This window comes from Sediminicola luteus, assembly GCF_002514735.1.
GTDB lineage: Bacteria > Bacteroidota > Bacteroidia > Flavobacteriales > Flavobacteriaceae > HQA918.
Genome location: NZ_KZ300476.1, coordinates 372660 through 392298, shown reverse-complemented (window position 1 = coordinate 392298; position 19639 = coordinate 372660). Strand labels below are relative to the sequence as shown.

The following is a 19639-nucleotide window of genomic DNA, read 5'->3' as shown; positions in this document are numbered from 1 at the left end:
ATAATTTTATCTATTTTTTACCACAAAAGGAGGTAATTATAAAAAGGTTTTTAACAAAAAAGGCCCCAGTTTACATAGAAACCAGGGCCTTTTCAGCATTATGATTAAAAAATTATGGAACTAGTTAGGTGCTAGTTGGCACTAATGGTAATACGGATCATATCTTTTACTTCGGGAACGTTTTGGGTAAGACGGGTCTCTAGGGTTACGAGACCGCCTTCTTCCATTCCGGTATCGGCACCGGCCTGACGGGGGGCTTGGTAATGCCCGGCTCCTGGGTATTCGTCTACCTCGGTACCTGAATCATAGATCCTAAAATGGGCGGTTATATCGCCTGAGATCGGGTCGCTACCTTCAAACAAGGCGATACCATTGGCACCTACCACCCAGTCGTTCGATTGTACCAACATAGTAGCTAGGGATAGGTAGTCACCTGCTTCGGCTGAAACTTCAAAACTGTAGGACTCTCCCGGGAAAATCGGGGCCGGACCTGCAGCACCTACCGGAGTGGTAAAGGCATTGTCGTATCCGGAAGCATTACCGTCTTCGGCCAGGGCTTCAAAGGCATCCGTAGCGGTCTCACCTGTTGTAAAAATTTTGGAATTAAGGGCAAAGGCACCCGGCGCAAAAGGAGATACGAGTCCGGTAGCGGCACTCAGGGTTTCATTGGAGATACTGTTGTTCCCATCTTCGGCTATGCCCTCCAATCCTAGGCTGGCGGCTTCACCTTCGGTAAACAAAGGTTGTTGTGCACCCGTATTGATTACCCAGGTTCCTGGGGCCAGTGGTGTCGGTAGACTACTCGTGGCAGAGATGTTTTTTAAGGTCAAGGTAAATTGGGTGCCTCCATCATGATCTAAATACACCTTAATGGTTTCGTTAACGGCCGGGTAAGTATAGCCGTCGTTTACATTGGCAATCAACTCCACGGTGCCATTTTCGGTAGTACCTGTATTGGCGTCCGACTGTCTTGGGGCCTGATTGGCACCTACACCGGGTTCTTCGTTCACCTCGGTACCGGCATCCCATAGGTCAATCATATCGGTAACATCGCCGGTAAGGGCATTGCCGTTGTCGTCGTATAGACGTAATCCGTTTTCATCTGGGGCAAAGAAAAGATCGTTAGATTGAACGAACATGGTAGCAAAGCTAAGATAGTGACCACGACCTGCGTTAAAGCTAATGGTACGGTGTTGCCCAGGCATAATCAAACCATCGATAGTACCATTGGCAAAATAGTCTTTATGCTGAAAGACGTTTTCCACCGTAACCGTAAAGCTGGCCATGGCGTTGGGGTTACGCACCACCGTTAAAAAATTGGTCAGGTCGAAATCCCCGGCAATATTGTCGAGATTGCTACCCTGTTCCAAGCCCGTAAGTCCTTGGTTATAGGTCAGGAAGTAAATGTAACATGAACCGGTTCCGGCATCGTCGAAGTTTACCCCTTCCAGGGCATCTATGGTAGGAGGGAGACCCAAAATATTTTTGGCATCATCGGTGATCACAAAGGTTTGGTTGTCACCTTGACCGTTGAACCCGACCAATGAGATACCGGATACCATATCAGGGGTTCCGTCTACGGTAAAAGCAAAAGGCCCACCGGACAGGGTACCGGCCTCCAAAGTAATCGGGGCCGTATCGTCATCATCGCTACAGTTAACGAGAAACACCCCTAAAGTAAGTGTGAGTAATACAATTTTGAAGTTGTTCATAGGATTCGATTTTTTTGTTTCCACAAAGGAACTCTAGGGAATTCCCGAAAGGATCACGGAAAAATAAAATTTGTAAAACTCAGAAATACAGTTACTTGTGTGCCAGTGCAAGCAATAAGGGACACAATGACTTGAAAAGTATCACGAAAAGATAACAAAGGGAACAATCTGAAATGGGATATGGCTCCCAGTTTGAGCAACGGAACCAAAGTACGTTAAAAACGAAGGGGACCACCGATCATGCGGGAAATCGAGGTCCATTTTACTAGATCTACTAGGCTACTGAATGGAAATGTTTTTGACTTTCCTGAAACTTAACGATATAGTTGGTGCCTTCTTTTTTGGTGTCCCGTTCAATGGAACCTTTAAGCTGGCGGGCCAAACTATTAATGAGTTTTAGCCCCATAGAGTCTAATTTGTCGGTTTCCAATTCTGCCGGGAAGCCTTTGCCGTTATCACCGATCTCCAAAATAAAGTGTTGGTTTTCGGCCTGGGTAAGACCAATGTAAATTTCGCCTTCCATACTGTCGGTAAAGCCATATTTGAGCGAGTTGGTAATGGTTTCGTTGATTAAAAGTCCCAAGGGTATGGCGGTATCGACATTTAGCTTTATCTCTGGCACATTAATGTTCAGTTTAACACGCGAATGCCCTCCCGGAGCCGTTTTCAGAAGATAACCCGTAAGTTGTTCTACATAAGAGCGGTATTCTATTTTAGAGAGGTCGTCGCGTTGGTAGAGCATCTCATGTACCATGGCCATACAGATTACGCGATTCTGACTATTCTTGAACAAGGCACGTATATGGGGGGCTTCAATGTTCTTAGACTGCAGGTTCAATAAACTGGAAACCGTTTGAAGGTTGTTCTTAACCCTGTGATGAATTTCTTTAAGTAAGGTATCTTTCTTTCTAAGGTCGGTTTCTAAAACACCTAATTGTTGCAAGAGTGCCTTACGTTGGACAAACCAATGGTAGTTGATATAGATATAGCCGACCAATCCCATAGAAATAAACATCAGGAAGGTGGTGGTCGTGGCTACGGAGCCTTGGATCAAATTAGGAAGATTCGTATAATGGTTGGTGGCAAACAAGCCACAAATTAGTATAAGCGCTCCGAGAGCATACCTATTTTTACGGGAAGCCATGGCCATAAGGCCTATTGTGGCCAATAAAAGGGTGTATCCACTTTGAATGCCCCCGGAAAACATGGCCATAACCGTAAGCCCGATAAGTGCGCTAACATAGCCCAAATGGTTGGGCCAAGTGGCCGTTTCCAGTTTTTTAAAGGTAAAAAGGTTGTGGGTATTGATTAAACCAAAGGCCAAGAAGGGTATGATTACTGGCCATTGACCGGGCAAAAGCCCCATATTTATCGCACCTAGGCTCAACGACAGCACAGCGCCCCATCCAATCAATAATTTTTGGGATGGGCCCATGGAAAAGGAATGTCCCTGGGGGTGTGGGGTGCTTTGCATTTTCACTGCCTTTTGTTCTTCGTCTTGCCAAAACGGGCCGTTTTGGCCGGTTTTAACGTAAAACTAGTTAATAAGTTGTTAATAAACCAAAAGCGGCCCCTATAAAAAGGCCGCTTTTTCGATGAAATACCGTTAAAACGTTGATTTTTATCGATTAATGGTCAGTTAAAACCCATTCTCCTTTGTTAATAAGTGGCTCGGCCTGCTTATATTTAACCGTTTTGCTTTCGCCCGACATCACATTCTTAATGGTTACACGATCGTTTCGGCCAATTTTCGGGGCTTCACGAACGATGGTCTCGGTAACCTGTGGGCGTTGCTGTGTTTGTCCGGCGGCACGGTTTTGGGCGGCCAGCTCATCACTGTTCGGAATTTCTTCCTTACTAGTGGTCAATTTTTCCTTGGGTCTACGTACTTGGCGCTCTTCTTGTACCTGTTGGTTTTCGGCATTGGGCAATTCCCCTTTGAATAAGAAGGAAACCACATCTTTGTTCACCTTTTCGATCATCGATTTAAAAAGTTCGAAGGCTTCGAACTTATAGATTAATAAAGGGTCTTTTTGCTCGTGCACGGCCAATTGAACCGATTGCTTCAGTTCGTCCATTTTACGTAAATGGGTTTTCCAGGCATCGTCTATAATGGCCAATGAAATATTCTTTTCAAAATCGTTTACCAACTGTTTACCTTCAGTTTCAAAGGCCTTTTGCAGATTGGTATGTACGTTTAAGGTTTTGGTGCCATCGGTAAAAGGCACTACGATACGTTCGAAATTGTTCGAAGGATCTTCGTAGACTTGTTTGATTACCGGATAGGCCGTGGCCATACTACGCTCCATCTTGGCTTGGTAGTGCTCGTAGGCCGCTTTATAGATTTGGCTTACGATGTCTTGATCGGCCATTTTATTGAAATCGGCCTCGGAAACCGGTGAAGTAATCGAGAAGTACTTGATCAATTCAAACTCAAAGTTTTTATAATCGCCGGCGGCCTTGTTGGTACCTACGATAACCTCACAGGTATCGTAAACCATATTGGCGATATCTACTTTTAATCGGTCACCCTGCAAGGCATGGCGTCTTCTTTTATAGACTACTTCCCTTTGGGCGTTCATTACGTCGTCGTATTCCAATAGACGCTTACGTACCCCAAAGTTGTTTTCCTCTACTTTTTTCTGGGCTCTTTCGATAGACTTGGTCATCATGGAGTGTTGTATCACTTCACCTTCTTCCAGTCCCATGCGGTCCATCATCTTGGCGACACGATCCGATCCGAACAAACGCATAAGGTTATCTTCCAAGGATACATAGAATTGTGAACTTCCGGGATCTCCTTGTCGTCCGGCACGTCCGCGTAACTGGCGGTCAACCCTACGGGAATCGTGGCGTTCGGTACCTATAATGGCCAAACCACCGGCATCTTTTACTTGATCGATCAATTTAATATCGGTACCCCTACCGGCCATGTTGGTGGCTATGGTTACCATACCCGGTTTACCGGCCTCGGCAACGATATCGGCTTCTTTTTTGTGCAGTTTCGCGTTCAGAACGTTATGCGGAATCTTTCTGATGTTGAGCATACGGCCCAACAATTCCGAGATTTCTACTGAAGTAGTGCCGATCAATACCGGCCTGCCTTCACCTGAAAGTTTGGTAACCTCGTCTATAATGGCATTATACTTCTCACGCTTGGTTTTATAGATAAGATCGTTTCTATCGTCGCGGGCAATAGGACGGTTGGTCGGTATCTCCATCACATCCAATTTGTAGATCTCCCAGAATTCCCCGGCTTCGGTAATGGCGGTACCCGTCATACCCGATAGCTTGGAGTACATCCTAAAATAGTTCTGTAGGGTAACGGTGGCAAAGGTCTGGGTGGCCGCTTCGATCTTTACGTTTTCCTTGGCTTCAATGGCCTGGTGCAGACCGTCGGAATAACGACGCCCATCCATAATACGTCCGGTTTGCTCATCTACGATCATTACCTTGTTCTCCATCACCACATACTCCACGTCTTTTTCAAAAAGGGTGTAAGCTTTTAGCAACTGGTTCATGGTGTGGATACGCTCACTCTTTACCGAGAACTCTTTGAAAAGTTCTTCTTTGAGGGCGGCTTCTTCCTCTATTTCCAGATTTTGATTTTCGATCTTAGCAATCTCGATTCCGATATCGGGCATAATGAAGAATTCTTTGTCTTCTTCCCCAGAGATATACGATACCCCTTTGTCGGTAAGTTCGATTTGGTTGTTTTTCTCTTCGATTACGAACAACAGCTCGGCATCTACCTGATGCATTTCCCTATTGTTGTCCTGCATATAGAAATTCTCAGTCTTTTGGAGTAATTGTTTAACCCCTTCTTCACTCAAGAATTTGATCAAAGCTTTGTTCTTGGGCAAGCCACGGTGTACACGTAGTAAAAGGAAACCTCCTTCTTTGGTGTCCCCGGCCTTGATCAGTTTTTTGGCTTCGGCCAATACCCCGGTCAGGTACTGGCGCTGTTTTTGCACGATATCGGCCACGCGGGGCTTAAGCTCGTTGAATTCGTGGCGATCACCTTGTGGTACAGGTCCGGAAATGATCAATGGCGTACGGGCATCATCTACCAAAACCGAATCTACCTCATCTACAATGGCGTAATTATGGGGGCGCTGTACCAAATCGCTTGGGGTATGCGCCATATTGTCGCGCAAATAGTCGAAACCGAATTCGTTATTGGTTCCGTAGGTGATATCGGCATTGTAGGCGGCACGTCTTCCTTCAGAGTTCGGGCGGTGGTTATCGATACAATCGACCGTCATACCATGGAATTCGAAGATAGGGGCCATCCAGGCACTATCCCTTCGGGCCAAATAGTCGTTCACCGTTACCAAGTGTACCCCATTGCCGGTCAGGGCGTTCAAATACACGGGCAATGTGGCTACCAAGGTCTTACCTTCACCGGTCTGCATTTCCGCGATTTTCCCTTGGTGTAGGGCAATACCACCGATCAACTGAACGTCGTAGTGGATCATATCCCAAGTAACCTGCTTGCCAGCGGCATCCCAGGAGTTTTGCCAAACGGCCTGCTCCCCGTCTAGGCTTACATATTCTTTGGTGCCCGATAAGGTACGGTCGTATTCGTTGGCCGTTACCGTTAAGGTTTCGTTTTGGGCGAAACGTTTGGCGGTTTCCTTTACCACGGCAAAGGCTTCGGGCAATATATCGTTCAGGGTCTTTTCCGAAATGCTATAGATTTCTTCTTTAATACGGTCTATTTCGGCATAGAGCTCCTCATTCTTATCAATATCGGTAGAGGCATCGACCTCTTCTTGTAAAGCGGCGACCTTATCGGAAAGTTCTTGCCCGTCGGCTTGGATCCTCTTTTTGAATTCGAGTGTCTTGGCCCTAAGCTCGTCGTGGCTTAGGTTGGCAAAGGTAGGTTCTAAGGCTTTTATCTTATTTACCAAAGGTTGTAGTTCCTTTACGTCTTTTTGCGATTTATCGCCAACGAACACCTTTAGTAGGGAATTGATCAGACTCATAAGTATTTTTTATTTAGGCCCTCGGCCGGTACATACGGGAGGGGTCAACTTTGGTGCCAAAAATGCCACCGGGGCACGGCTCTGCCAAAATTACATAGAACGTGGGTAAAGTTTTGCCAATTAGGCAAAAAAAAAGCCTCCGAAGAGACTTTTTTATGTTTTCCGATATACTAATATTCGTCCTCGTTCCAGAGGTAATCTTCGTCTGTTGGATAATCGGGCCAAATCTCTTCAATGGATTCATACACCTCACCACCTTCTTCTTCCATGGATTGAAGATTCTCAACAACTTCCAAAGGAGCACCGGTACGAATAGCGTAATCGATCAATTCGTCTTTTGTAGCCGGCCAAGGTGCGTCACTTAAATACGAGGCCAATTCTAATGTCCAATACATGTTGTTACTAGGTTTGAATTTAATTTTTGCAAAAATAAATTTTAAAGCGAGAAAGTCAAGTATTGGGCCGTTTATTTCTTTATGAAAAATGCAAGTGGTTTTTTTACAGAGGGTTAGGCAGGTGTTTTTTTGCGTTTATTCTTGTCCTTTATCGGGAATCCACTTGATTTCGTCTACTTTGAGGTCGAAAGCCAGCTTTCGCGATAGTACAAAAAGATAGTCGGAGAGTCGGTTTAGATAGGTCAATACCTCAGGTACGAGAATATGGTCTTCTTGATCCAATAAGACCGCTTGGCGTTCGGCCCGTCGGCAAACGGTTCTGGCAATATGGCAGTACGAAACGGTTGTATGCCCGCCCGGTAGTATAAAATGGGTCATTTGGGGGAGTCCGGTCTCCATCTGATCGATTTCCTGCTCTAGTTGGGTTATGTGCGAAGATTCGATCAAGGCAATGTTCAAACGATCTTTACCGCTTTTAAGTTTGGCTTTGGCGGGATCGGTAGCCAAAATGGCCCCAAGGGTAAACAGTTCGTGCTGAATACGGTTTAGGGCATTTTTTAAGGGGGCGCCAATTTCTTGGTCTCGTATAAGTCCGATCCAGGAATTCAGTTCGTCTACCGTGCCATAGGTATCTATTCGAATATGGTGTTTGGGTACCCGGGTGCCCCCAAATAGGGCCGTGGTGCCTTTGTCTCCGGTTTTGGTATAGATTTTCATCGGATAGTTTTTAAGGGGGATTGGCTAGGTTGAAGGTTAGTCAAGTGTGTAATTACCTTTCGAATAAGGCTTATTCTTTGCGGTGCTCGTCCATAAACCGTCTCGATTTTCGGGCCTTGTTACGTTTTTTATGTTGTTTTAGGTTAAAAAAGAAGATGATGGCGAACACCCCCAGTAGAATATAAATACCGTACTCTCCCATAATGCGTTTTGTTTGACTTACACTTTTGTGGTTTGCTAAAAGTGCAAGTGTCGATTCAACTGATGTAAAAATACGATTAAACTAGAAAAAAGAGGTGGCCATGTTCAAGGTCAACTATCGGTAGGCACAGGGAATAGGGCAAAATCCTTGGGCGATTTATTCCTGGGACGTATTCTAAAATGTTGTTTTTCTTGATCGTCCCTAAAAAATACCAAGACCCCATAGTAAAAATCTACGGTTATCCGGACTTGCTGCTGTAGTTTTAAATCTTTCCAGACTTGTTCCGTAGTTTTGGAGGCGTAGGGCGCATGTACATAGAGTATCGTATCTTTTTTAGAATGGGCCTCCCATGACGGTAGGTGGGACTGGGGTTGGCGCCAATACCAAAGTTGCCAAGTCGAATGCTCGGTTTTATCGTTGGATAGTTTTTGTGTCTCTTGTTTTAAACGCTCGGGAAGCGCTTGGGTGTTTTGTATGGCCGGATGAAAATACCGTATCGTTTTTAGAAATAGTAGGTCGGAAGCGCTGCCCTTAAAATCGAGTTTCGGGTATAGGCCTTCGGTAATTAGCCGATATACAAAAGGGGAGTGCACCCCATGGTGGTTATGGGCACTGATCCAAAACCGGATGTAGGACCACCAACGCATCAATCTTCCAATTGGGCCGATAGTTCGAACCAGCGCTCGGTTTTAACCTCCAAATTGTCTTCCAAGGCTTTTAGTTCTTGCGATAGCTGGGTAATCGCATCTACATCCAACCCTTCGTCCAAGAATTTATTTTGAAGGTTTTCCTTTTCTTTTTCCAGTTTCGGAATCTCTTTTTCAAGCCGTTTCAGTTCTTTCTGCTCTTGAAAACTCAGTTTGCTATCGGTCTGTTGTTTCCAGTGGTTCTTGGCCGTTTTCGTTTCGTTAGCCTGACTTTCTTCTTGCTCAACGGGTTTGGGTGAGGCTTCATAAGCTCTGTAATCGGTATAGTTTCCGGGGAAATCCATGATTTCACCCGCCCCTTTGAATACGAACAAATGGTCGGTAATCTTGTCCATAAAATAACGGTCGTGCGAGACCACTACCAAACAACCTGGAAAATCCAGTAGAAAGCTCTCCAAAACGTTAAGAGTGATAATATCGAGGTCGTTGGTAGGTTCGTCCAGGATTAGAAAATTCGGATTTTGGATCAAAACCGTACAGAGGTAGAGGCGTTTGCGTTCCCCACCACTGAGTTTTTCTACGAAGTCGTATTGTTTTTTACGGTCGAAAAGAAAGCGTTCCAATAATTGTTGGGCCGAAATGGTACGCCCCTTTTTCAACGGAATGAAATCGCCGAATTCGCGAACGACATCAATTACCTTTTGGCCTTCTTTAATGGCGATGCCTTTTTGGGTATAGTAGCCAAATTTAATGGTGTCGCCGACTACGATCTTGCCTTGGTCAGGTTTTTCGCTTCCGGTAAGTATGTTTAAAAAGGTCGATTTACCGGTACCGTTCTTACCAATAATTCCTATCCGGTCGCCCTTAACAAAGTTGTAATCGAAATTCTTAAGAATGGTCAGCTCCCCAAAGGCTTTACCAAGGTTGTGCAATTCTACGATCTTGCTGCCCAAGCGCTCCATATTGATTTCGAGTTCGATCTCGTGTTCCTTACGGCGTTGGTGGGCTTTCTTTTTAATTTCGGCAAAATCACTTATCCTCGATTTCGATTTGGTGGTACGGGCCTTGGGTTGGCGACGCATCCAGCTGAGTTCTTGTTTGTAGAGCCGTTTGGTCTTGTGTTGTTCAACAGCTTCCCGTTCTAAACGGGCTTCTTTTTTCTCGAGGTATTGGGAGTAGTTGCCCTTATAACTATACAACTGTCCATTTTCCAGTTCCAAGATGCCGTTGCACACATTTTCTAGAAAATAACGGTCGTGGGTCACCATAAAAAGTGAAATGTTACCCTTGGCAAAGAATTGTTCCAGCCATTCGATCATTTCCAAATCGAGGTGGTTGGTGGGCTCGTCTAAAATCAAAAGGTCGGGTTGTTCGATCAGGGCATGGGCCAAGGCCAAACGTTTTTTTTGTCCGCCCGATAGTTTTTCCACCTTAAGCGATAGGTCCGAAAGTTTTAGTTTGAACAGAATTTGCTTGTATTGGGTTTCAAAATCCCAGGCCTGGTGCCTGTCCATAGCCTCAAAGGCCCGTTGGTAACTCTCTTGGTCATCGGGATTTTCCAGGGCTTTTTCATATTGGGCGATAACCTTTAAAGTGGCATTATCCGATACTAAAATGGTCTCCTCTATCGTGGCATTGGGGTTCAGCTTGGGCTCTTGTGCTAAAAAGGCCACTTTAATGCCTTTTCGAAAAGTGACTTGCCCATTATCTGGACTGTCGGTTCCGGCCAAAATGTTCAGAATAGAGGTTTTTCCGGTGCCGTTTTTAGCAACCAAGGCTATTTTTTGGTCTTGGTTTACCCCAAAGGATATGCCTTCGAACAGGGATACTTCCCCATAAGACTTCGCTAGGTTTTCAGCAGTAAGTAAATTCATGTATCAAAAATCCTTTAGAAGTGATGCGGTTCGTTTGTTATGCAATGCCCGATATTACAAAAATGTCATGCTGAGCGCAGTCGAAGCACCATTTAATAGATGGCCCGTTTAGAATACAAAAATTCTCTTTTAAACGGCCTAACTTTTATTCGCCTCACTTCGAAGCAAAAATACACATCTCAGGGCAAGGGTGGCCCAAATCGGGATAACAACCGTCGAAAAAATCTGTAGGCCCAATAGCCAAACCACTACAGCGATAGCCAAGCCGGCCAGCGTGAATTTGGCATAGGCTTTTGTCCATGCGGGAAGTTTCCTTTTAAAAAGAACGATACCAAAGATCAAGTGAAGCGGAAAAGCCCAAAGGATGTTAAGATTATTTACCGTATCGGTATGGTCGGTAAAAAACCAAAGGAATACGATAAGGCAGCCCGCGAGTCCTGCTAGGGTAAATAAGAGTCCGTCTAAAATTCGGCTTCGTTTGTTCTTTTTTCTGTTCCTAATGCTGAACCATAAACTAAGAAAGAATAACAAAACAAAAGCGAATAAGGGCGACTTAAAAAAGTAACCGCTTGCATCGCGTGGTACTTCGGGTAATATTTCTTTTTTCGGTCCCACCAATGCCTGGCATTTCCAGGTGGTATGCTCCAGTTGTGCCATAAAATAGGCTGGCAGGTATAGGTGGTCCCATGCCGGGGCTTGTTGGTCAATAACCGATCCAAGGGCGATGTCGATGCCAAAACATGACCAGCTATTAGTGGGTAGGTTTTGCCGGATCAGCTCCCTAAAGGTGTAGGGGTTTTTGATAAAAGTACTGTCGTAAACGATTCGGTTTTGCCCTACGTTTTGCAAACCGTCGCGAATTCTTGTGGCGCAATTGTCAAAAAAGAAATGGTACCAATACGAACGGTTTTCGGGTTTATAATTGTTTTCCAGAAAATTAAAATAAGCCTGTTTATCACTTTGGTCCAAAGCCAATTCCTGTTCCTTTACCCAGCGTTTGTCGATTTTGTATTCCCGTAAAAAGTCATCGAATCCATATCGGGCCAAACGATAGCGCATTTTGCCCTTGGTGAAATTCAGGTAAAAATTAGGGCCGCTGGGGTCAAAAACCCCGTAATTGTATACCGCATCTATACCCAAGGCCTGATCGTGAACCCGAACCGCACTATGGCCAAAACTGCTGTAAAGTTCATCGCCCGGCCCACAGGTAAGGACACTGATCTTGGCAAATTTACTAAGTTCCGGAGTTTGGGCCTGAGCTTGGAAAGGGTACAGGCACACTAGGCATAGAAGTAGGGCAAGACGATTCATGGAAACAAATATCGTAAAATATTGGTCCCATGTTACAAATTGATACGGGTAACCAAGCAGTCTTTTCTATTTGCACGATCTGTTTCGGTAATTCCTTATTTTTACCCCGAACTCATTTAAACTTTTTGGGTTCAGGCGAAAAAGGATGTTTTTGTGCCCAATTGAAGGCTTTTTTGAGTTGCATAGCAGGGCTACGGAAGGAAAAAAAGACAAAAAGTGGGTGCAAAAAGGCATTTTTTTAGCGAATTGAAATAGTTTAAATGAGTTCTCCAAAAACCAAACTCCATGACGAAACATATCCCCAATTTTTTGACCCTTTTAAATGTATTGTCCGGTTGTATCGCCACTGTTTTTGCGGCCTATAACCAATTGGAGTATGCGGCTTTGTTCGTGTTTGTTGGGGTGCTTTTCGATTTTCTCGATGGCTTCGCCGCACGTATGCTTAAAGCCTACAGTGAACTGGGGCTCCAACTCGATTCCCTGGCCGATATGGTCACCAGTGGTTTGGTGCCCGGTATGATCATGTTTCAATTGTTGCGCATGGCTACTTCTGAGGGGTGGACAGAACCCCATCTGGTTAATTTTGATGGTAGCTTAGGGTCGTGGCTACCTTTCGCAGGTTTTATATTGACCATGGCATCGGCCTATCGCTTGGCCAAATTCAATATCGATACCGAACAGACCGATTCATTTATAGGCTTGCCTACTCCGGCCAATGCCTTGTTCGTTATAGCACTGCCTTTGATTTTGTTAAACCAGAATAATGAGGTCTTGAGCGCCATGATCCATAATCCATGGTTTTTGATCGGTGTGGTTTTGGTGAATAGTTGGCTAATGAATGCCCGCATACCTTTGTTTTCCTTAAAATTCAAAACATGGGGTTTTGCCGGAAACGAAATACGTTACATTTTTTTAGCGCTCTGTTTGGTGGGACTACTTACCATGAAATTTATGGCCATCCCGGCGATTATCGTGTTGTATGTATTGTTGTCCTTGGTGGGTAATGCCATGCGTAAATCCTAAAAATGTTAGCTAGCGCATGTGGCGTATTTTAGGTCTTGCTCCTTTCCGATAAATCTAAAACCTTCTCAGATAAGTATTTAGCGGTAATTGGTGATAGGTTTGCGTGGTAACCCATACTTAAAAAGTTATGTACGCAAGTTTGTTCCGGTTGCTTTATGCCGCATTGGCATGGGCTTCGTTAGTTGGTATTTATTTGGCTTCTTTTACCATCACCCTGTTCGAAGATCGGTATCTACAGGCCGATATGGTCGTCGCCCTAGGGGTATTCCCTGTAGCCAGTTTTTGGGTGTTCCGATTTTACAGAAAACATACGGCCAAGCCCCTTGTGCTGGCCATTACCTTTGTACTGGTCGCCTTTTTGTTGGATGTTTTGGTGACCGTCCCTGTATTTGTTATTCCTGCGGGCGGTAGTTATGCCGGGTTTTTTGGTAATCCCATGTTCTACGCCGTACTGGTTGCCTTGTTTTGCGTGGTTTACCTATATGCCCAACATTTTAAGGCGGGGGTACACAAAAACCATAAAAGGACCTCTGTGAGGAAAACCAGTGCCGGAAAAACATCCTGATTTGGTAAGTGGGGTTTGATTCCAAAAGGGATAGCTAAGCGCCTAACTTCTCAAGAAAATCCTCCTTGTAAGTGAGTCCTATTGGGAGTTCCAATGGGCCTACAATAGCTTTGTTGCCACTTATCCTATCGAGTTTTTTGCTGTTCAGGGCAAAGGATTTATGACAACGGAGAAAATAATCGGGTAATTCGTCCAAGAAGGAGGAAAAAGTACTATGGGTGAGTAGTTTCGCGTTTCGCGTAATCACTTTTACATAGTCACCCTGGGCCTCAATGGCCAAAATATCGAGACTTTTCAGTCTATGAAGGGTTTTATTACTGTTTATGAAAATATACCCTTGGTTGTCGTCCTTATGTTTTTCCTGAAACTTGTTCACGGCACTTAAAAACCGTTCAAAAGCGATGGGTTTTACCAAATAATCGAGGGCATTGACCTCAAAGGCCTCCACGGCAAAATTCGGATAGGCCGTGGTGAAAATAACCTCTGGCGGATTTTTTAGGGAGCGATAAAAATCCATGCCCGATAGTTTGGGTAGGTTAATGTCGAGGAACAAAAGGTCGATTTTTGGCTGAGCCTCCAAATAGGGAAGGGCCTTGAGGGCGGTAGGGCAACAGCCCACCAAATGGCACGATGGCAATTCCTCTAAATAGTGGGTCAGTACGGTTTGGGCAGCGGGCTCATCGTCAATGACCAAGCAATTGATCATACCGTTGGTTTTAGGCTTAAAGTTACGCAATACTTTCCTTTTTCGACCGTGGTCTCCAGTTCGTGCTGGCCTGGATAGGCAAGGGCTAAGGATTTTCTTAGGTTTTTTATGCCAATACCTTTTTTGTCGGTTTTGTTTGGTTCGTTTACTTCGTAGTCATTGGTGATTTTGAACACAAGACGGTTCTGGGTTTGTTTCAGATGGATATCGATCGTAATGGCCTCGTTGGAAGCATGTGCCCCGTGTTTGAAGGCGTTTTCCAAAAGGGGCAGCAACAGCATAGGCTGCAGCCGGTAGTCAGGGTTCTCGATTTCTTGGGTAAAAATTACTTGGTCGTTTTTGTATTGCCGGTGTTTTTGAAAAGCGATATAATTCTCGATAAGGGCGATTTCGTTGTTCAGGGTTACCCATTTACCATCCGATTCGTAAAGTACGTACCGGAGGATGTCCGAGAGTTGAACTAATGCCTTGGAGGTGTGCTCGCTTTTTTTGAGGCTCATGGCATATACCACGTTCAAGGCATTGAATAAAAAATGGGGATTGATCTGGGAACGTAGCCATTGCAGTTGACCTTCTACTTCATCATGGGCAAGTTTCAAGGCCTTTTTTTCTTGGGAAATTTGTCGAAACCAATCTTCGGTGATAAATAAAAGACTGCTAAGGGTCAGATAAATACCAAAGGTTACGATCAGGGGCAGGTGAATGTTATAGGAGACGAAAAAATCATTTGGAAAAAGGGTGTCCAATAAACGAGGCAGGTACAAACTGTTCAATTGTGAGAATATCACGACATTCAAGATAAAACCAAGGATGAAAAGGGTTAATTTTTCTTTTTTCAAAAACTTTGGGATCAAATAATAATTGTTGATCAGCACCGGAGGTACCACGCTGAGCAAAAAGAATAAGGTGTAGATATAGTCGATACGTATGGGTCGTTCCCCTCGCGAAAAGATGAAAACCAAAATACAAAAAGAAGCGATGCCCAATAAAATATTGAATGACAGTGGCCGGTGGTTGGGGTTAAGATTTTTCATCGACCTTGCTCAATTCAAAGTTTTTGGAATTCCATTTGTCTTCGATGTCAGCCTCTAGATAACGTTCTAGAAAACGGTATAACTGTTCGGACTTGGCGGTAAGTACCAAAGTTTCCAATAGTCCGATTTTGGAGTGTTCAATACGCAGTTGGCCATTCTTAAGGAGCTCATCTACCCGGTCTTCGTCCATAAAATCGATTTTTAAGGTGTTGGATGGGCCCATTTCCAACTTGGCCACCGAATGGGTGGGTAACAGGTGTTGGTCTGCGATACCGGCCCCGTTACAGTTGAAGTTTACCGGAACGCAATCCAAAAGCAGTTGTCCGTTCACCAAAAAAGGCATACCGATAAAGTCGGCCTTCTCTCCCTTGAGTTGGTATTCGATGACGTAGCTGCCTTTGTAAGCTTCAAAATGTTTCCGGTCTTCCTCGGTCAAGGCATTCTGCTTATTAAAATCGGCCTCGGCCGAAGAAATGATCCAAGTGGCCCCGGCCTTGTCGGTATAAGTACCCAAAAGCGACTCTTGATAACTAATGGCTTCCGGCACGTAAAACGGGTTAAGGGACCGTATGATGTTGCATGAACTGAGTAGGAGCAATAGGGTGGGAACTAATAGAATCCGTTTTTTCATGATATGGCTTGTTTTGATTTCCAGTGTAAAACAAGCACATAACAGCTGGGGCCGCAACAAATTTCGCCCAACTTGGATTAACTCAGGCTATACTTTTTTGAATCCGGGGAAATTTTAAATTGGAGCCTACACGAGATAAAAAGCTCAAACCTGGTATATTTATTTTAATGTTTACGAATACTACTCGGCTCTTAAAGACCAAAAGTAATCGGTATCTGGTTTGGGTTGCTGCTTAAGCTTAAGGTAAAAGGTGTTGATGGCCTCTGAATCTATGATGCCATTGGCGCCAAAAAAGGCGACTGTAGAATCCTTTTTGTGTACTAGGATTATGGCGGGGTTACCTTCGGTGGGGATGAATCTAGACTTCAATTCCTTGCCTTTTAAGGGTGGTTCTTTGTCGAGATGATACAGGAAATAGATGTTGTTGCCCGAATAGGCCCTAAATGTTCTTGCAGGAATACATTTAGTGATAATGCCCTGTACCTCTACGAAGTCATCCTCATCGTAATCTTCATACGTTTTTTCGCTATTACACGAGCTGATTAGGCCAATGGTAAGCAATAGAAGTGTGGGGAACTGAGAGCGCAGTGTTTTGGAGTTCATGGTTGTTTTTGCCTAGAATAAACATTTTCTCAAATCTAGCGTCTATCCTAAAACAGCTTCTTCTTACGCAGCTCAAAGTTCTGGCCCAGATATACCTTACGTACCATTTCGTCGGCGGCCAGATCTTCGGGTACACCCGATTTTAAGATGCCTCCTTCGAACATAAGATAAGAACGTTCGGTAATGGCCAAGGTCTCTTGTACGTTATGGTCGGTAATTAGAATGCCGATATTACGGTCTTTTAATTGGGCCACGATACGTTGGATGTCTTCTACGGCCACTGGATCTACCCCGGCAAAAGGTTCGTCGAGAAGGATGAATTTAGGGTCGGTGGCCAAGGCCCGTGCGATTTCGGTCCTACGCCGTTCCCCTCCAGACAACAGATCGCCACGGTTTTTGCGTATATGACCCAAGCCGAATTCCTCGATTAAGGACTCCATTTTCATCAGCTGTTCTTTTTTGCTCAATTTGGTGAGCTGCAACACGCTGAGAATGTTCTTTTCTATGCTAAGCTTCCGGAAAACCGAAGCCTCTTGGGCCAAATATCCAATACCGTTCTGGGCCCTTTTGTACATGGGGAATTTGGTGATCTCCATATCATCGAGATAGATATGTCCCCCGTTGGGTTTGATCAGACCAACGATCATATAAAAAGAGGTAGTCTTTCCGGCACCATTGGGCCCTAATAGCCCCACGATTTCCCCTTGGTTTACCTCTAATGAAATACCTTTTACGACCTTGCGGCCCCGGTATTGTTTCATAATGTTGTCTGCCCGTAATTTCATATGTATTGTCTAAAACTGGCTATGTTATGCCTTTTCAAAGCTACTATTTTTGCCCGATAATCGGGGTTTTGATTCTTAAGCTTTTGCTAAACAAAAGCCTTTAAGCTTCACTTGCCTTTTCTTCCAAAGCTTCCCAGTATTCATAGGCCCGTCTTAAATGCGGGATAACAATGGTGCCCCCAACTAAAGTGGCGATACCCAAGCTTTCCATGACCTCTTCCTTCGAAAGCCCCTCTTCATGCGAACGTTCTAAATGGTATTGTATGCAATCGTCGCAGCGCAAAACGGCAGAGGCTACAAGACCCAAAAGCTCCTTGGTCTTTACGTCTAGGGCACCTTCCATATAGGCGTTGGTGTCTAGATTAAAGATACGCTTGATCAACTTGTTGTTGTCGGCCAAGATCTTTTCGTTCATTCGTGAACGGTAACTATTGAATTCGTCAACTGGGTTAGACATAGGTAATTGGGTTTAAACGATAAGTTCCTTGGGTTAAATGGCGTTTATGTCGACTTCTTTTTGTTTTTCTCTTCTCTTTTAGCTTCCTTTTTCAATACTCGTCCAGAAATATAGATGCTTACTTGGTACAAGACCAGAACCGGTAGGGCAACAATAATCTGGCTCGTAACGTCGGGTGGGGTGATCACTGCCGAAAGTATGAGTACGACCACCAAGGCCATTTTACGGTATTTCTTCATCATATCTGGGGTGACCAAACCAATTTTGGTTAGTATGTATATAATGATAGGAAGCTCGAAAATAATTCCGCAAGCAATTACCGAAGTACGTACCAAAGCAATATAATCACTGAGGTCGATATCGTTAAAGACCTCTTCCGCTACTTGGTAGCTGCCCAAAAACCGGATAGAAAGTGGCGATACGACATAATAGCCAAACAATACCCCTATAAAAAAGAGTAAGGAAGCGATAAAAATAAATCCTTTCGCACCCCTGCGTTCCTTTTCGTACAAACCTGGGGAAATGAATTTCCACATTTCATACAGTACATAAGGGAAAGATATAATGAACCCTGCCCAGATAGAGGTCCAGATATGGGCCGAAAACTGACCGGCCATTTTCCTGCTCTGGATTCGGAATAAGGCTTCGTTGCCACAAAAAGCATCGCCCATGCCAAAAAATTGCGACACATCGCACAATACTTGGTAGGTGATAAATTTAGGGTCTTTTGGGCCTAGAATGATACCGAAAATAAAGTCTTTGGCCAAAAAGGCAACAGTACCTACAATCACTACAGCTGCGGTAGATCGGATCAAATGCCATCTTAATTCCTCCAAATGGTCCAAAAAGGACATTTCGCCTGGTTGCTGGTTTTCTGCCATTAGAGAATTCCTTCGTTTATAAGGTTATGAATATGTACTACGCCCACATAGTCGGTACCGTCTACCGCCAAAAGTTGCGAAATACCATTGTCTTGCATAGTTTCAAGGGCTTTTACGGCCAGGGTGCCCACATCCATGGTCTTGGGTTGGGTTGTCATAATATCTTGGGCGGTTAGACTGCCAATTTCAGTATGTTTTTTCAACATTCTACGAATATCACCATCGGTAATTATACCTACGACCTCATTCTGGTCTAAAACGGCCGTGGCGCCCAACATACGTTCCGAGATTTCTACGATAACCTCCCTAATATCGGTATCGGGAGCCACTCGGGGTACCTGGTTGTTACGGGCAATGTCGCCAACGGTTAGGTATAATTTTTTACCCAAAGCCCCACCGGGGTGGTATTTCGCAAAATCCTCTGAGCCAAATTCCTTGAGTTCCAAGAGGCAAATGGCTAGGGCATCGCCCATAACCAGTTGAGCCGTGGTACTTGTGGTTGGGGCCAAATTATTCGGACAAGCTTCTTTTTCTACAAAGGTGTTTAAGCAAAGGTCGGCTTGCGTCCCTAAAAACGATTCCGGGTTACCCGTCATACCCACCAGTGGGTAACCGCCTTTTTTGATCAAAGGAACCAAGGCTTTTATTTCCGGGGTGTTTCCGCTTTTTGATATTAAGATGACCACGTCGTCTTTTTGGATACTCCCTAAATCGCCATGGATCGCATCGGCGGCATGCATAAAAATCGCAGGGGTTCCGGTAGAGTTCATAGTGGCTACTATCTTTGAAGCAATAATGGCACTTTTGCCTATGCCAGAGATAACTACCCTGCCCTTGTTTTGGTAAATAAGATCAACCGTTTTTACGAAATCGCCATCGAGAAGTTCCTCTAAATGCGAGATGGCATCGCGTTCCATACCAATGGTTCTTTTGGCACTGGCAAGTATCGAATCGATTTGGTCCAATGTTGAAATGGGTTACGGAATTAAACCTGAAAAAGTACTATCTTTAAGAATACAAAAGTAGGTAAACTTATTTTATCGGGTTTTTTGGTCCGTGGAAATAATTTTGTTTATATATTACACATTAATGTTGACATTTGCCGGTC

The 19639-nt window shown here is 44.5% G+C and carries 19 protein-coding genes; 2 read left to right on the top strand and 17 right to left on the bottom strand.

The window, feature by feature from the left end:
* Positions 1–131: 131 nt before the first annotated feature.
* From B7P33_RS19210 to B7P33_RS01420, 9 genes are all read right to left on the bottom strand, one after another.
* Positions 132–1712: a spondin domain-containing protein gene (locus tag B7P33_RS19210; RefSeq protein ID WP_141402366.1), complete on the bottom strand. Its 1581-nt coding sequence runs from the start codon at positions 1710–1712 to the stop codon at positions 132–134.
* A 274-nt stretch (positions 1713–1986) separates the two neighbouring features.
* Positions 1987–3186 (bottom strand): sensor histidine kinase, encoded by a 1200-nt coding sequence (locus B7P33_RS01450; protein WP_097440187.1) that lies wholly within the window; start codon positions 3184–3186, stop codon positions 1987–1989.
* A 154-nt stretch (positions 3187–3340) separates the two neighbouring features.
* A complete protein-coding gene (secA, locus tag B7P33_RS01445) occupies positions 3341–6700 on the bottom strand; it encodes a preprotein translocase subunit SecA (RefSeq protein WP_097440186.1) in 3360 nt (1119 codons plus the stop codon).
* Between the two features lie 170 nt (positions 6701–6870).
* Entirely contained in the window at positions 6871–7095 is a 225-nt protein-coding gene (locus B7P33_RS01440) for a DUF2795 domain-containing protein (RefSeq protein ID WP_097440185.1), read from the bottom strand.
* Positions 7096–7230: 135 nt separating this feature from the next.
* Positions 7231–7812, bottom strand: a complete 582-nt coding sequence (locus B7P33_RS01435) for a cob(I)yrinic acid a,c-diamide adenosyltransferase (RefSeq protein ID WP_097440184.1) — start codon at positions 7810–7812, stop codon at positions 7231–7233.
* Between the two features lie 70 nt (positions 7813–7882).
* Entirely contained in the window at positions 7883–8014 is a 132-nt protein-coding gene (locus tag B7P33_RS19715) for a hypothetical protein (RefSeq protein ID WP_262508010.1), read from the bottom strand.
* A 110-nt stretch (positions 8015–8124) separates the two neighbouring features.
* Positions 8125–8661: a hypothetical protein gene (locus B7P33_RS01430; RefSeq protein ID WP_097440183.1), complete on the bottom strand. Its 537-nt coding sequence runs from the start codon at positions 8659–8661 to the stop codon at positions 8125–8127.
* Positions 8661–10535 carry an ABC-F family ATP-binding cassette domain-containing protein gene (locus B7P33_RS01425; RefSeq protein WP_097440182.1) on the bottom strand — a complete coding sequence of 625 codons (1875 nt, stop codon included), beginning with the start codon at positions 10533–10535 and terminating at the stop codon, positions 8661–8663. The genes B7P33_RS01430 and B7P33_RS01425 overlap by 1 nt, the downstream gene beginning before the upstream one ends.
* Before the next feature lie 138 nt (positions 10536–10673).
* Entirely contained in the window at positions 10674–11846 is a 1173-nt protein-coding gene (locus B7P33_RS01420; protein WP_097440181.1) for an Lnb N-terminal periplasmic domain-containing protein, read from the bottom strand.
* A 285-nt stretch (positions 11847–12131) separates the two neighbouring features.
* Here B7P33_RS01420 and B7P33_RS01415 point away from each other — a divergent pair, with 285 nt between their 5' ends.
* Together B7P33_RS01415 and B7P33_RS01410 are read left to right on the top strand one after the other, a co-directional pair.
* The gene (locus tag B7P33_RS01415; RefSeq protein WP_097440180.1) at positions 12132–12869 is read left to right on the top strand and encodes a CDP-alcohol phosphatidyltransferase family protein; all 738 of its coding nucleotides are present in this window, start codon (positions 12132–12134) and stop codon (positions 12867–12869) included.
* Positions 12870–12996: 127 nt separating this feature from the next.
* Positions 12997–13434, top strand: a complete 438-nt coding sequence (locus tag B7P33_RS01410; RefSeq protein WP_097440179.1) for a DUF5367 family protein — start codon at positions 12997–12999, stop codon at positions 13432–13434.
* Positions 13435–13468: 34 nt separating this feature from the next.
* Here the strand turns inward: B7P33_RS01410 and B7P33_RS01405 are convergent, their stop codons facing one another.
* The 8 genes from B7P33_RS01405 to B7P33_RS01370 form a co-directional block, all read right to left on the bottom strand.
* A complete protein-coding gene (locus B7P33_RS01405) occupies positions 13469–14170 on the bottom strand; it encodes a LytR/AlgR family response regulator transcription factor (protein WP_141402365.1) in 702 nt (233 codons plus the stop codon).
* Positions 14137–15174, bottom strand: a complete 1038-nt coding sequence (locus B7P33_RS01400; protein WP_097440177.1) for a sensor histidine kinase — start codon at positions 15172–15174, stop codon at positions 14137–14139. The genes B7P33_RS01405 and B7P33_RS01400 overlap by 34 nt, the downstream gene beginning before the upstream one ends.
* Positions 15161–15805: a hypothetical protein gene (locus B7P33_RS01395; RefSeq protein WP_141402364.1), complete on the bottom strand. Its 645-nt coding sequence runs from the start codon at positions 15803–15805 to the stop codon at positions 15161–15163. Before B7P33_RS01395 ends, B7P33_RS01400 begins: the two co-directional genes overlap by 14 nt.
* Positions 15806–15985: 180 nt before the next feature.
* Complete coding sequence (locus B7P33_RS01390; protein WP_097440175.1) at positions 15986–16408, bottom strand: hypothetical protein; 423 nt, start codon at positions 16406–16408, stop codon at positions 15986–15988.
* A gap of 47 nt (positions 16409–16455) precedes the next feature.
* A complete protein-coding gene (lptB, locus tag B7P33_RS01385) occupies positions 16456–17193 on the bottom strand; it encodes an LPS export ABC transporter ATP-binding protein (RefSeq protein WP_097440174.1) in 738 nt (245 codons plus the stop codon).
* A 100-nt stretch (positions 17194–17293) separates the two neighbouring features.
* Positions 17294–17650: a carboxymuconolactone decarboxylase family protein gene (locus B7P33_RS01380; RefSeq protein ID WP_097440173.1), complete on the bottom strand. Its 357-nt coding sequence runs from the start codon at positions 17648–17650 to the stop codon at positions 17294–17296.
* Positions 17651–17694: 44 nt separating this feature from the next.
* The gene (gene tatC / locus B7P33_RS01375; protein ID WP_097440172.1) at positions 17695–18531 is read right to left on the bottom strand and encodes a twin-arginine translocase subunit TatC; all 837 of its coding nucleotides are present in this window, start codon (positions 18529–18531) and stop codon (positions 17695–17697) included.
* Positions 18531–19496, bottom strand: a complete 966-nt coding sequence (locus B7P33_RS01370; protein ID WP_097440171.1) for a KpsF/GutQ family sugar-phosphate isomerase — start codon at positions 19494–19496, stop codon at positions 18531–18533. The genes tatC and B7P33_RS01370 overlap by 1 nt, the downstream gene beginning before the upstream one ends.
* Positions 19497–19639 lie beyond the last annotated feature (143 nt).